13 protein-coding genes are annotated in these 12,745 nt (G+C 74.2%); 6 read left to right on the top strand and 7 right to left on the bottom strand.

The annotated features are described in order from the left end of the window. Positions 1 to 556: 556 nt before the first annotated feature. Positions 557 to 1,426, bottom strand: coding sequence for a PhzF family phenazine biosynthesis protein (locus ACPFP2_RS06475; protein ID WP_424087087.1), 870 nt, complete (start codon positions 1,424 to 1,426; stop codon positions 557 to 559). 33 nt (positions 1,427 to 1,459) lie between these two features. Here ACPFP2_RS06475 and ACPFP2_RS06470 point away from each other — a divergent pair, with 33 nt between their 5' ends. From ACPFP2_RS06470 to ACPFP2_RS06460, 3 genes are all read left to right on the top strand, one after another. Continuing rightward, on the top strand, positions 1,460 to 2,746 hold the full coding sequence (locus tag ACPFP2_RS06470) for a magnesium transporter MgtE N-terminal domain-containing protein (protein ID WP_424087085.1): 1,287 nt from the start codon (positions 1,460 to 1,462) through the stop codon (positions 2,744 to 2,746). Beyond that, positions 2,739 to 3,350 (top strand): DUF1003 domain-containing protein, encoded by a 612-nt coding sequence (locus ACPFP2_RS06465; RefSeq protein WP_424087083.1) that lies wholly within the window; start codon positions 2,739 to 2,741, stop codon positions 3,348 to 3,350. Before ACPFP2_RS06470 ends, ACPFP2_RS06465 begins: the two co-directional genes overlap by 8 nt. Positions 3,351 to 3,452: 102 nt before the next feature. After that, the gene (locus tag ACPFP2_RS06460) at positions 3,453 to 4,601 is read left to right on the top strand and encodes an Mrp/NBP35 family ATP-binding protein (protein ID WP_424087081.1); all 1,149 of its coding nucleotides are present in this window, start codon (positions 3,453 to 3,455) and stop codon (positions 4,599 to 4,601) included. Between the two features lie 158 nt (positions 4,602 to 4,759). On the opposite strand, the gene ACPFP2_RS06455 is transcribed toward ACPFP2_RS06460, so the two are convergent. Together ACPFP2_RS06455 and ACPFP2_RS06450 are read right to left on the bottom strand one after the other, a co-directional pair. Then, the gene (locus tag ACPFP2_RS06455; RefSeq protein WP_424087079.1) at positions 4,760 to 5,179 is read right to left on the bottom strand and encodes a preprotein translocase subunit TatB; all 420 of its coding nucleotides are present in this window, start codon (positions 5,177 to 5,179) and stop codon (positions 4,760 to 4,762) included. Positions 5,180 to 5,253: 74 nt separating this feature from the next. Beyond that, positions 5,254 to 6,588 carry a S1C family serine protease gene (locus tag ACPFP2_RS06450; RefSeq protein WP_424087077.1) on the bottom strand — a complete coding sequence of 445 codons (1,335 nt, stop codon included), beginning with the start codon at positions 6,586 to 6,588 and terminating at the stop codon, positions 5,254 to 5,256. Positions 6,589 to 6,879: 291 nt separating this feature from the next. Between ACPFP2_RS06450 and ACPFP2_RS06445 the strand changes: the two genes are divergently transcribed. Beyond that, positions 6,880 to 7,452 (top strand): O-methyltransferase, encoded by a 573-nt coding sequence (locus tag ACPFP2_RS06445; protein WP_088977263.1) that lies wholly within the window; start codon positions 6,880 to 6,882, stop codon positions 7,450 to 7,452. Between the two features lie 48 nt (positions 7,453 to 7,500). Here the strand turns inward: ACPFP2_RS06445 and ACPFP2_RS06440 are convergent, their stop codons facing one another. Both ACPFP2_RS06440 and ACPFP2_RS06435 read right to left on the bottom strand, forming a co-directional pair. Then, positions 7,501 to 8,976 carry a leucyl aminopeptidase family protein gene (locus ACPFP2_RS06440; protein WP_424087075.1) on the bottom strand — a complete coding sequence of 492 codons (1,476 nt, stop codon included), beginning with the start codon at positions 8,974 to 8,976 and terminating at the stop codon, positions 7,501 to 7,503. A 144-nt stretch (positions 8,977 to 9,120) separates the two neighbouring features. Then, entirely contained in the window at positions 9,121 to 9,288 is a 168-nt protein-coding gene (locus ACPFP2_RS06435; protein WP_007455245.1) for a DUF3117 domain-containing protein, read from the bottom strand. 190 nt (positions 9,289 to 9,478) lie between these two features. On the opposite strand from ACPFP2_RS06435, the gene ACPFP2_RS06430 reads away from it, so the two are divergent. After that, positions 9,479 to 10,297, top strand: a complete 819-nt coding sequence (locus ACPFP2_RS06430; protein WP_424087071.1) for a PaaX family transcriptional regulator C-terminal domain-containing protein — start codon at positions 9,479 to 9,481, stop codon at positions 10,295 to 10,297. 4 nt (positions 10,298 to 10,301) lie between these two features. Continuing rightward, positions 10,302 to 11,093, top strand: coding sequence for an enoyl-CoA hydratase/isomerase family protein (locus tag ACPFP2_RS06425; RefSeq protein ID WP_424087069.1), 792 nt, complete (start codon positions 10,302 to 10,304; stop codon positions 11,091 to 11,093). Positions 11,094 to 11,549: 456 nt separating this feature from the next. On the opposite strand, the gene ACPFP2_RS06420 is transcribed toward ACPFP2_RS06425, so the two are convergent. After that, on the bottom strand, positions 11,550 to 12,131 hold the full coding sequence (locus ACPFP2_RS06420; RefSeq protein WP_424087067.1) for a hypothetical protein: 582 nt from the start codon (positions 12,129 to 12,131) through the stop codon (positions 11,550 to 11,552). After that, on the bottom strand, positions 12,128 to 12,727 hold the full coding sequence (locus ACPFP2_RS06415; protein ID WP_424087065.1) for a DNA-3-methyladenine glycosylase I: 600 nt from the start codon (positions 12,725 to 12,727) through the stop codon (positions 12,128 to 12,130). The genes ACPFP2_RS06420 and ACPFP2_RS06415 overlap by 4 nt, the downstream gene beginning before the upstream one ends. Positions 12,728 to 12,745 lie beyond the last annotated feature (18 nt).

Below are 12,745 nucleotides of genomic sequence, written 5' to 3'. Positions count from 1 at the left end.
GCCGTACCGCCCAGCGGCACGCTACCGTCCGCTGCCGCTGCCCGGGTGCGCTGCCCGGGTGCGCTGCCCGATCCGCCACCCGATCCCGCCACCCGGGGTCCCGCCACCCGGGGTTCCGCCGTGCGTTGTCGGCCGGTGCCGGGCAGGCCGTCACCGACCGACGTCGTCGACCCGGCCCGTGGCAGCGGGTCCCGCCGGCGGCCCGGATCCCGCCGGCGGCTGCCTCCCGGAGGTGGTGTCGGGCCGCTACCGACCTGAACTCATACATGGATCAGGTGGCGAGCAGCGATGCGTGACGGGAGCACCGGCGATCCATCTGTGCCGTCAAGTCGGTAGCGGCGCCGAAGGCCGGGTCGGCGGCGGGGCACCGGGACCGGTGACGCCGGGACCACCCAGCCGGCCGGCCACGGTGCCGCTGCCAGGCCCGCATGTCGGAGCCGCCAGGCGCACGACCGCACAGCGGAACCGCCAGGCGCACGACCGCCCAGCGAACCGCCGGGCACGGCCGCACAGCGGAACCACCGGGCGCGCGACCGTCCGGCTCGAACAGGCCGGCTCAGCCGATGAAGGGCGGAATGATGATCTCGCCCTTGGCCACCGGCATCACCCGACCCGAGACGGTGGCGCCGACCGCCGCGCCCCCGGCCGCGGTCACCGTGCAGGCCAACGCCGAGGGGCGGCGCATCTCGATGCCCTGCCGGACCGCGTACGCGGAGCGTCCCTCACCGGGGAGCAGCCCGCTGGCGACCAGCCAGACACCGAGCCCGAGGGCCGCCGAGCCGGTCGCCGGATCCTCCGGCACGCCCAGTCCGGGCACGAAGACCCGGGCGTGCGCGGTTTGCGACGCGGCGTCCCAGGAGAAGACGCTGACATGCTCCACCCCGTACTTCGCCGCCGCGACCGCGTTCACCCGGGCGCGCGCCACCGCGTCCGGACGTACCGGGAGGTAGGGGAACTCCAGGCCGCAGCCGGCGACCCGGGGCGCCGGGCCGACGTGGTCCTCGGGGCGCAGACCGGCCATCTCCAGCAGCGGCTCCGGGTCGAGCTCCGGGCCGAGGGTGGGGGTGCCGCCGGTCAGCGTGGCCCCGGTCGCGGTCACCTCGATCGGGAGCACCCCGGCGCCGCACTCCTGGGTGACCTGGCCCACGTCGAACATCCCGCGCCGGCTCGCGGTGACCGCCGCGCCGACGCTGGGGTGCCCGGCGAACGGCAGCTCCTCGGCCGGGGTGAAGATCCGGGCCCGGTAGGTGGCGCCGACCTGTGTCGGGGGCAGCACGAACACCGTCTCCGAGAGGTTGAACTCCAGCGCGAGCGCCTGCATCTGTTCGGTGGCCAGCCCTTCGGCGCCGAACACCACCGCCAGCGGGTTGCCGGCGAACGGGCGGTCGGTGAAGACGTCCACGATCTCGTAGGCCAAGGTCGACATGTTGATAAACACTAGGCGCTTAGGCTGGTGCCCGTGAGCACGCCGAACCGGGTCTACATCGCTCGACTCGCCGGAGTCGCCGTCTTCGACCCCAACGGCGACCAGGTGGGGCGGGTCCGCGACGCGGTGGCCCGGCTCCGGCCGACGCAGCGCCCGCCCGAGGTGGTGGGGCTGGTCGCCGAGATGCCGATGCGCCGACGGATCTTCCTCTCCATCAACCGGATCACCTCCATCGACGCGGACGCGGTCGTCCTCGGCAGCGGCACCCTCAACCTGCGCCGTTTCGAGAAGCGCCCGAACGAGCTGCTCGTGCTCCAGGAACTGCTGGACCGGCGGGTGCAGCTCGAACCGGGCGGCCAGCCGGGCGCGGTGGTCGACGTCGCGATGGAGTGCAGCCGGGGCGGCGAGTGGTCGCTGTCCCGGGTCGCCGTCCGCGAGCAGAGCAGCCGGCTCACCCGCCGCGGCCACCTCCACCAGGTCGAGTGGGACCGGGTGCGCGGCCTCAGCGGCATCGCCGACAACCGGGGTACGGCCAACCTGCTCTCCGTGCTGGAGGACATGCGCCCCGCCGACCTGGCCAACGCCCTGCAGGACCTGCCCGACGCCCGGCGCAACGAGGTCGCCGCCGCGCTGGACGACGAGCGCCTCGCCGACGTCCTCAGCGAGCTGCCCGAGCACGACCAGGTGGAGATCCTCGCCGCGCTGGACCGGGAGCGGGCCGCCGACGTGCTGGAGGAGATGGACCCGGACGACGCCGCCGACCTGCTCAACGAACTGCCCCCGCCGGAGCAGGACGTGCTGCTGGACCTGATGGAGCCGAACGAGGCCGACCCCGTACGCCAGTTGCTCCGGTACGCCTCCGGCACCGCCGGCAGCGTGATGACCTCCGAGCCGGTGATCCTGCCCCCGGACGCCACCGTCGCCGAGGCGCTGGCCCGCATCCGGGAGGAGCAGCTCTCCCCCGCCGTGGCCGCGCAGGTCTTCGTCGCCCGCGCCCCGATGACCACCCCGACCGGCCGCTACCTGGGCATGGTGCACTTCCAGCGGCTGCTCCGGGAGCCGCCGGCCGACCTGCTCGGCGGGGTGGTGGTCAACGACATCGACCCGCTGCGCCCGACCACCCCGCTGCCGGAGATCACCCGCCGGATGGCCACGTACGACCTGGTGGCGATGCCGGTGGTGGACCGGAACAACCGGCTGGTGGGCGCGGTGACCGTGGACGACGTGCTGGACCACTCGTTGCCCCGCGACTGGCGGGACCGGGACGCCGTGCCGGCCCCGGGCCCCGCCGGGGAGACGCTGGACGGCGCCGATGGCTGAGCAACGACGGGCCGAGCGGCTGGACCAGCCGCGCGAGCCCCGGGGCGTCAAGCTGCCCCGCTTCGATCCGGAGGCGTTCGGCCGCTGGTCCGAGGGGATCGCCCGGGGCATGGGCACCGCGGTCTTCATCGTCTACATGACGGTGGTGATCGCCGCCTGGTTCGCCTGGAACACCCTGGCCCCCGCGAACCTGCGCTTCGACCCGTACACCTTCACCTTCCTCACCCTGGTGCTGTCGCTCCAGGCGTCGTACGCGGCCCCGCTGATCCTGCTCGCGCAGAACCGGCAGGCCGACCGGGACCGGGTGGCGCTGGAGGAGGACCGGCGTCGGGCGACCATGCAGAAAGCGGACACCGAGTACCTGGCCCGGGAGATCGCCGCGTTGCGGATCGCGATGGGCGAGGTGGCCACCCGGGACTTCCTCCGCACGGAGTTGTCCCGGTTGGCCGAGGAACTGGACGAGGCGGCTCAGCGCCGGCAGAAGCTGGAACGCCGGCAGCAGGAGCGGGCGGCCCAGCGCCCCGGCGGCGGGGAGCCGCCGCTCGACGAGCCCCGCGACGACCTGGACGGCGACTTCGCCCGCGACGGCCGTCCGGAGGGCTGAGCCGTCCCGCCGTCGCCGGGGCGTCAGCAGCGACGATCGATTCCCTCACACCCGGCCGCGCTGGCGGCGGGGACGGATCCCCGCCGACGTAGCATTGCCGGCATGTCAGCACCCGTCAGCACCGTCTCCGACGCGATCCAGGCCGCCCTGGCCACCGTCAACGACCCGGAGATCCGCCGCCCGATCACGGATCTCGGCATGGTCCGCTCCGCCGTGGTCGGCGACGACGGCGTCGTCCGCGTCGAGCTGCTGCTCACCGTGGCCGGCTGCCCGCTGAAGGACAAGTTGCGCAGCGACATCACCGCCGCGGTGGGCGCGGTGCCCGGTGTGACGGGTGTCGAGATCGAGTTCGGTGTGATGAGCCCCGAGCAGCGCCAGGAGCTGCAGACGAAGCTGCGCGGCGGTGCCGCTTCCCAGGAACCGGTCATCCCGTTCGCCCAGCCCGGCTCCCGCACCCGCGTCTACGCGGTCGCCAGCGGCAAGGGCGGCGTCGGCAAGTCCAGCGTCACGGTCAACCTGGCCGCCGCGCTGGCCGCCCGCGGCCTGTCCGTCGGCGTGGTCGACGCGGACATCTACGGCCACTCGGTGCCCCGGATGCTCGGCGCGGACGGCAAGCCCACCCGGGTCGAAGACATGATCATGCCGCCGCAGGCGCACGGCGTGAAGGTCATCTCGATCGGCATGTTCACCCCGGGCAACGCGGCCGTGGTGTGGCGCGGCCCGATGCTGCACCGGGCGCTTCAGCAGTTCCTCGGCGACGTCTACTGGGGCGACCTGGACGTCCTCCTGCTCGACCTGCCTCCGGGCACCGGCGACATCGCCATCTCGGTGGCCCAGCTGCTGCCCAACGCCGAGATCCTGGTGGTGACCACCCCGCAGGCCGCAGCCGCCGAGGTGGCCGAGCGGGCCGGCGCGATCGCCCTGCAGACCCACCAGCGGGTGGTCGGCGTGATCGAGAACATGGCCTGGCTGGAGCTGCCCGACGGCTCGCGGATGGAGGTCTTCGGCTCCGGCGGCGGCCAGACGGTCGCCGACTCGCTGAGCCGGACGATCGGCGCGCAGGTCCCGCTGCTGGGTCAGATCCCCCTCGACACCCGGGTCCGGGAGGGTGGCGACGCCGGTCACCCGATCGTGCTGGCCGAGCCGGACGCCCCGGCCTCGAAGGCGCTGGGCCAGGTCGCGGACCGGCTCGCGGTGCGCCGCGAGTCCCTGCTCGGCAAGCCGCTCGGCCTCAAGCCCGCCGGCCGCTGACCCCGGCAGCCCCTTCGACCACTCGGCCCGTAGGGGCTACGCAACTTCAGAGAAAGAGTGGCCTCCCTCGTCGGGGAGGCCACTCTTTCCGTGAAAGTGCGGTTTCCCGAAGGGCCGGTGGGCGCGCGGGGCCGGGCGGCGGGGGACGGCGGGGTGGGTCAGGTGGCGTCGTCGTAGCTGGGGCGCGGGGCGGGGGCGGGGGCCGCGCCGGTCGCGGTGCTCCGGCGACCGTCGGAGCGCAGGTCGGCGGCGTTGGCGACGTCCTTGAGCTCGTCGTGCACCCCGGTGACGTCGGCGCGCAGGTTGTCGTAGACGCCCTGCAACGGCTTACGGATCGCCGCCTCGTCCTCCTCGCTGAGCAGGTGCTTGCGGATGAACGCCTTCGGGTGCAGGTCCTCCAGCTGGATGTCGGTGCCCAGCTCACGGCTCAGGTCGCCGGTCGCGTTGCGGGCCATGTTGCGCAGGTTGCGCACCATCCGCAGGCCGTCGTTGATGACGGCGGGCAGCCGGTCACCGAAGATCAGCAGCGCCAGGAGCAGCAGCGCACCGATCTCCCACCAGTTCAGGTTGTCGAGCACTGCTGGGCCTCCTCGTCGGCGTCAGGCCAAGACTACGCACGTCGGACGCCCACCCGGGAGGGGGTGACCGGTCCTCACTTGGCGTCTGCGGCGAGCGTCACCGAGGTGTTCTGCCGGGTCGAGCCGCGTCGGTACTCCACGGTCACCACCGAGCCCGGGGCGAACTTGCGGACCAGCGCGATCAGGTCGGTCGGCTCGGTCATCGGCCGGCCGTTCAACCGCAGGATCACGTCTCCGGACCGCAGGCCCGCACCGGCCGCCGGCCCGGACGGCTCCACCGTCGCCAGCCGTACGCCGGCGCCGCCGGTCGCCGAGCCGGTGCCGCCCACCTGGGCGCCGATCACCGTACGCCGGGCCTTGCCGGTGCCGATGATCTCCTGGGTGATCCGCTTGGCCTGGTTGATCGGGATGGCGAAGGCGAGCCCGATGTTCCCCGCCTCCTGCCCCTCGGCGACCAGCGACTTGATCGTGGAGTTCACCCCGATCACCCGGCCGGCCGAGTCGACCAACGGCCCGCCGGAGTTGCCGTGGTTGACCGCCGCGTCGGTCTGGATCGCCGCGTAGTAGCGCACCGGGCCGCCCGGCTCCCCGGCCTGCATGGTGCGGTCCAGGGCGCTGACGATGCCGGCGGTGACCGTGTTGGCCAGCGAGAGCGGCGAGCCGATGGCGAGCACCGGGTCGCCGACGGCGAGCGCGTCGGAGTCGCCGAACTCGATCGGCCGCAGCCCCGTCCGGTTCACCTTGATCACGGCGATGTCCGACTCCGGGTCCTGCCCGACCACGGTGGCCGGGGCGGTGCTGCCGTCGTTGAGGACCACGGTGGCCTTGCCGGTGCCGCCGGAGACCACGTGGTCGTTGGTGATCACGTGCCCGTCGGCGCTGACGATGAAGCCGGAGCCCTCGCTCACTCCGCCCAGACCGGCCACCCGCACGGTCACCACGCTGGGCAGGACCTTCTCGGCGACCCCGGCCAGCGAGTCGGGGCGACGCTGGGCCAGCCCGGGGGCCTCGGCGGGACGGGCGCCGAGCGTCACGCCGCCGCCCGCGCCGCCACGCACCGCGAAGGCGTACCCGAGGGCGCCGCCGAGCGACCCCGCGAGCAGCGCGGTGATCAGCGGGATCAGCAGCAACTGGCGCAGCTTCGGCCGGCCCGGGGCGTCGGGGTCGGTGACCGGCTCCGGCCCGGCCCCGGCGGGCGCGGTCGGGATCACCACGGCGGCCGGCGCGTACGGGTCCCGCCACGGATCGGCGAGCGCGTCGGACCACCAGGGGGATGTCGTCCCTGCCCCGGCGCCGTGCGGCGCCGTCGGCGGCCCCACCGGCGGCGCCCCGGCCGGCGGTCCCGCCGGCGTCGGATCGCTGCCGGGCCGGCGCCAGTCCCAGCCGTCGGTCACGTCGGTGCCTCCCACTCCGTCCCCCGGTCCCCGTCCGGCACGGCACGACGGCCGGGGCGGAACGCGGGACACCGCTTCCAGGATTGCACGAATGGCCGGGTACCGAGTCGGCTCTCGGCGGGCGTGATCGTCATCGGTGGACGGCGCGGCTGCGCGGCGCGAGCCTCGCCTCTAGGCTCACAGTGCCAACCCGCCCCTCGCACCACTCCCGCCGCCCGGAGGTGTCCCATCGCCACGGTCGCCAATTCCGGCACTCCGACGGCGCAGACGCTGCAGTTCGCCGAGTCGTACGTCGGGGAGGACCTCGTGCTGCGCACCGCCCGCAGCCTCGCCCGGGAAGTGGGCCTCGACGCGGTCACCCCGGGCGCCGGGGCCGCGCTGCGCCTGCTCGCCGCCGCCGGCAACGCCCGCGCGGTGGTGGAGATCGGCACCGGCACCGGGGTCAGCGGCGTCTGGCTGCTGCGCGGGATGCGCGCCGACGGCGTGCTGACCACCATCGACCTGGAGGTCGAGCACCAGCGGATCGCCCGGCGCATCTTCGTCGAGGCCGGCTTCCCCTCCGGGCGTACCCGGATCATCACCGGCCGGGCGCTGGACGTGCTGCCCCGGCTCGCCGACGGCGCGTACGACCTGGTCTTCGTCGACGCCGAGGCGACCGGTTTCGCCGCCTACGTCGACGCCGCGCTGCGGCTGCTGCGCCCCGGCGGGATGGTCGCCCTCAACGGCATCCTGGCCAACGGGCGGATCGGCGATCCGACCGCCCGGGACGCCGAGACGGTGACCGTCCGGGAGACGGTCAAGGCGATCCGGGAGTCCGAGCACTGGACGACCGCGCTGCTGCCGGTCGGGCACGGCCTGCTCGTCGCGGTGAAGTGCTGACCGGTCGCTGACCGGCCCGCCCGGCACCCGCCGGGCGGGACCGACCGCTCAGCCCAGGGTCGCCAGCCAGCGCAGCAGCCCGCGTACGCCCCAGCCGGTCGCGCCCCGGGTCAGCTCGGCGTCGTCGCCGTCGGCCCAGGAGGGCGCGGACATGTCGATGTGCAGCCACTGGTCGCGCAGGTCGCCGGTGAACTCGCGGAGGAAGAGCGCGGCGGTGACCGAACCCGCGCCGGCGTCCGGCGAGCTGTGCAGGTCGGCGAGGTCGCTGCCGAGGTGCTCGACGTAGTCGGCGGGCAACGGCATCCGCCAGGCGGCCTCGCCCGCGGCGTCGACGGCGGCCAGCACGTCGGCGGCGAGCTGGTCGTTCTCGCTGTAGAGGGCGCCGTGGCGCTTGCCGAGCGCGACCGCGTTGGCACCGGTGAGGGTGGCCAGGTCGATCAGCAGGTCGGGCTGGAGCTCCCGCACCGCGTACGCCATGGCGTCGGCGAGCACGAGCCGTCCCTCGGCGTCGGAGTTGGTGGTCTCGCTGGTGAGGCCGCCGTAGTGGCGGACGATGTCACCGGGGCGGAACGCCGAGCCGCTGACCATGTTCTCGGCCAGCGGGGCGAGGGTGGTCACCCGGACGGGCAGGCGAAGCGCGGCGGCGCCCAGGGTCGCCGCGACCACGGCGGCGGCGCCGGCCATGTCCTTGCGCATCAGCTTCATCGCCGGCACCGGCTTGATCGAGATGCCGCCGGTGTCGAAGGTGATCCCCTTGCCGACCAGCACCACGTGAATGCGGGCGTCGGCGGGCCGCCAGTCCAGCTCGACCAGGCGGGGGCCGCTGGCCGAGCCGCGGCCGACGGCGAGGATGCCGCCGAAGCCCTCGGCGGCCAGTTCCTCCGGGCCGCGTACCCGCAGGTGCAGGTCGGCCAGGTCGGCAGCGGCGGCCTCGACCTGGGCGACGAACCACTGGGGGTTCTTCACCGACGACGGGGTGTTGGTGAGGTCCCGGGCGAACCGGGTCATCCGGGCGGTGGTCTCCGCGGCGGCGAGCGCCTCGCGGTGCGCCTGCGGGTCGGCGACCAGTAGTTCGACCTCGGTGAGCGCGGGCGTCTCGCCCGCCTCGGTCATCCGGAACCGGTACGCGGCGAGTTGCAGCCCCTCCACGAGGGCGCGGACCGCACCGGCCTCGACGTCGACGGGCAGCGCGAGTGTGACACGCGTCTCATCCTTCGCTGCGCGGGCGAGCGCCGCCCCGGCGGTCCGCCAGGCCTTGTCGGCGCCGTCGCCGACCCCGAGCAGCAGCAGCCGGCCCGGCGTGCGGGCGGGTCGCAGGTGAACGAAGGTCTCACCGGCCCGGCCGGTCAGCCGGGTGGCGGGTAGCAGGGCGTTCGCCTCCGCCGCCACCTCGTCGGGCAGGGCCGTGACGGTCGGGGCCAACGTCGCCGGGGTCTCGCCCCCGTCGGTCGCGGCACCGGCCCGGACGGGCAGGACGAGGGTGTCCAGCCGGTCGGGACCGGCTGTCAGACGGATGGCGAGCACGCTGGACCGTACCTCCGGGAATGATCGTGGCGCGGGGCGTGGACGCCCCGCGTACGTGTTCTGAAGACCCTGAGCCACCGGCGGCGCCGGTGGCTCAGGGACACGACGAACCGTCCGCGCACCGTCGCGCGGATTGTCGTTCGATCAGCCGGCGGCCGCCTTCAGCGCGTCACCGAGCGCGTTGGCCTCGTCGGGAGTCATCTCGACGACGAGCCGGCCACCGCCCTCCAGCGGGACTCGCATGACGATGCCCCGGCCCTCCTTGGTGACTTCCAGCGGACCGTCGCCCGTCCGCGGCTTCATCGCCGCCATGTTGTCTCCCCTCAGACCTACACCAGGGTCGGTGGGTTGCCCCACAGCCACTTCGTCATGACCACCCGCAACGTACGCGGGGGTGTCGACCAACGATTTTCCCTGATGAACACCGCCGGACCCAAACCGAAGCAGCATTGATGTAACAGCACCTAGCTTATCTTGGATAGGCCTGTCACAATGTGCGGTCATGCAGGCACGGTCGGCACTCTTCGACCTGTACGGCGACTACCTCCGGCCGAGGGGTGGCCGTGCACCGGTCGCCGCCCTGGTCAAGCTGCTCGCGCCGCTGGGGATCGCGCCCCCGGCCGTGCGCACCGCGGTCTCCCGGATGGTCCGCCAGGGTTGGCTCGATCCGCTCCGCCTGGCCTCCGGGCCGGGATATTCGATCACACCGAAGGCCGCCCGACGACTCGACGAGGCGGCCGCCCGGATCTACCGCACCGGCCGGGTCACCTGGGACGGCCGGTTCGACCTGCTGGTCCTTCAGACCCCGACGGCCCGGCGCGACCGGCAGCGGCTGGCCGCCAACCTGAGCTTCCTGGGCTACGGCACCCTCGACGAGCACACCTGGGTCGCCACCCGGGCGAGCGAGGACGTGGACCTGCTCCTGGAGGAGGCCGGGGTGCGCTACGAGCGGTTCACCGCCGCGCACGCCGCCGGCACGCCGGGCGCGATGGGGGTGGTCCGGCGGGCCTGGGACCTCACCGAGATCGGGCACGCGTACGAGCGTTTCGTCGCCGAGCAGCGTCCCCTGCTGGCCGGGGTGACCGTGCGCAGCGGCGACGAGGAGGCGTACGCAGCCCGGTTCCGGCTGGTGCACGCGTGGCGTACCTTCCTCTTCCGGGACCCGCAGCTGCCACCGGCGCTGCTCCCGGAGCGCTGGCCCGGCATCGCCGCGGCCAGTTTCTTCGACCGGCACGCGGCCCGGCTGCGCCCGGCCGCCGACCGGTACGTCGAGCAGTGCCTCGACAACGGCAACCGCACCACCCGACAGAAGGGTCGTTGAGAACGTGACCGAGCCGCTGCTCGTCGACCGCACCGACGCCGTGGTCACCCTGACGCTGAACCGTCCCACGGCGATGAACTCGCTCGACGTGGCGCTCAAGGAGGCGCTCCGGGACACCCTGGCCGAGCTGGAGACCGACCGGTCCTGCCGGGCGGTGGTGCTGGCCGGGGCCGGCGGCTCGTTCAGCGCGGGACAGGACCTGCGCGAGCACGTGCAGACCCTCCAGTCCCCCACCACGAACCCGCTGGACACCGTCCGGGCGCACTACAACCCGATCGCGGCGAAGCTGGCCAACCTGCCCAAGCCGGTGGTCGCCGCGGTACGCGGGATGGCCGCCGGAGCCGGCGCCTCGCTGGCGTTCCTCGCCGACTTCCGGATCGGCGGGCCGAAGACGAAGTTCCTGATGGCGTTCGCCGGGGTGGGGCTGGCCGCCGACACCGGCGCCTCCTGGACGCTGCCCCGGCTGGTCGGCCATGCCAAGGCCGTCGAGCTGCTGATGCTCGCCGAGCCGGTGGGCGCCGACGAGGCCAGCCGGCTGGGCCTGCTCACCAGGCTCGTCGAGGACGACGAGGCGGTGCTGCCGACCGCGCAGGAGCTGGCGGCCCGGCTCGCCGCCGGCCCGACGGTGGCGTACGGGGCGATCAAGCGGCAGCTCTCCATCGCCGACGCGGGCACCCTGGCCGACGCCCTGGCCGCCGAGGCCCAGGCCCAGGCGATCTGCGGGGCCACCGCCGACCACAAGGCCGCCACCCTGGCCTTCGTCAACAAGCAGAAGCCCACCTTCGAGGGCCACTGACACCTGACGCGGCCCGCGCGACCCGCACGCGCGGGCCGCGCCCAGGCCCTGCGCACACCACCCGGCCGCGCCCTCGCCCAGTGCGCCCGCTGCCGGGCGGCGGCACGGCACCCCGCGCACGACCACGCCGGGTGACGTTACCGCCGGAGGACCGCCGCTGGATGCGGGCCCTTTGCTCTGCACCCACCGGCGCGACAGGCACCCTGGGTATCCGCCCCGGCCGAGGCGGCAATCTGCGCGGATCACACAAGCGCAGCTCAACCCGGTGGTGCGTGGGTGGCTGCAGAGCAAAGGACGCGGTGAGCGGTCCCGCTCCCCGCGCCGCCCGGTGACACACTGTGATCGACCCAGATGTCACTGATGGTCACGTACGCCGGAGCCGACGTACCAGACCGCGTCGGAGGGTGCCGGTACCGCGAACATCACCGGGTAGCCCCATCTTCACCGGGACGCGGGCTAGTCGTCCTCCTCCGGGTCCTGGTTGGCCTCGGCGCCCAGCACGAACGCCTGCATGGCCAGCTCGTCGCCGGAGGGGGAGACGAACGCGGGCAGCTCGGCCGGGCCCAACTCCTGCACGTACGCCCAGAAGAGCCGGACCGCCTCGGCCCGCGAGTCCGCCTCGATGGGCAGGTCGAGGCTGACCAGCCAGGTCCGGCGCGGCGCGGGCGGCCCGAGCCGGTCGACGAGCTGCCGGAACACGTCGGGATCGAGCGGGCCGACCGGCCCGGTGACCGTCACCTGCTCGGCCGGGACGGGCTCGTCGAAGGCCCGCCGGGTGTACGCGACCACCAGCCCGGCACCGGAGCGGGTGACCCGACCCAGCGCCACCAGCCGGGGCGGGGAGTCCACCAGCACGGCCACCGGGTCGCCGGGGCGCGGCCGGGGCCCGGCGGCGGAGCCGGGCAGCTCCAGCGAGTCGTGGTGGACGAGACGCTCGGCGTCGAGGCGCCCCGGCGGGAGGAGCACCGCCCAGGCGCCCTCGGCCCGCCCGGTGCCCGCGTCGGTGCTCCGGCTGGCGCGGTGGTCGGTTGCGGTCATGCCCCCATCCCATCACGCGCCGACGCCGGGGCGGCGACGTGGCAGCCCGCCAGGTGGTCGTCGACCATCCCGGTGGCCTGCATGAGCGCGTACGCGGTGGTCGGACCGACGAAGCGGAAGCCGCGCTTCTTGAGGCCCTTGGCCATCGCCGTGGACTCCGGGGTGAGCGCGGGCACGTCGGCGAACGACTCCGGCCGGGCGGCCCGCGGCGGTGGCGCGTACGACCAGAGCAGCGCGGAGAGCCCGTCGGGCAGCTCCAGGGCGGCACGGGCGTTGGCGATCGCCGCCTCGATCTTGGCCCGGTTGCGGACGATCCCCGCGTCGGCGAGCAGCCGGGTCACGTCGGCCTCGCCGTACGAGGCGACCCGCTCGATCCGGAAGTCGTCGAAGGCGAGCCGGAACGCCGGCCGCTTGCGCAGGATGGTCAGCCACGACAGGCCCGACTGGAACGCCTCCAGCGTGAGCCGCTCGTAGAGCACGTCGTCGCCACGCAGCGGACGGCCCCACTCGGTGTCGTGGTAGGCGGCGTAGTCCGGGGTGCTGAACCCCCAGGCGCAGCGGGCCAGCCCGTCGGCGCCGGTAACCAGGTCACTCACGTCGTACACGGTAGGGCA

Source organism: Micromonospora citrea (genome assembly GCF_049629545.1).
Taxonomy (GTDB): domain Bacteria; phylum Actinomycetota; class Actinomycetes; order Mycobacteriales; family Micromonosporaceae; genus Micromonospora; species Micromonospora citrea_A.
Note: the sequence above shows the minus strand (reverse complement) of the source record. Positions and strands in the feature narration are given on the sequence as shown.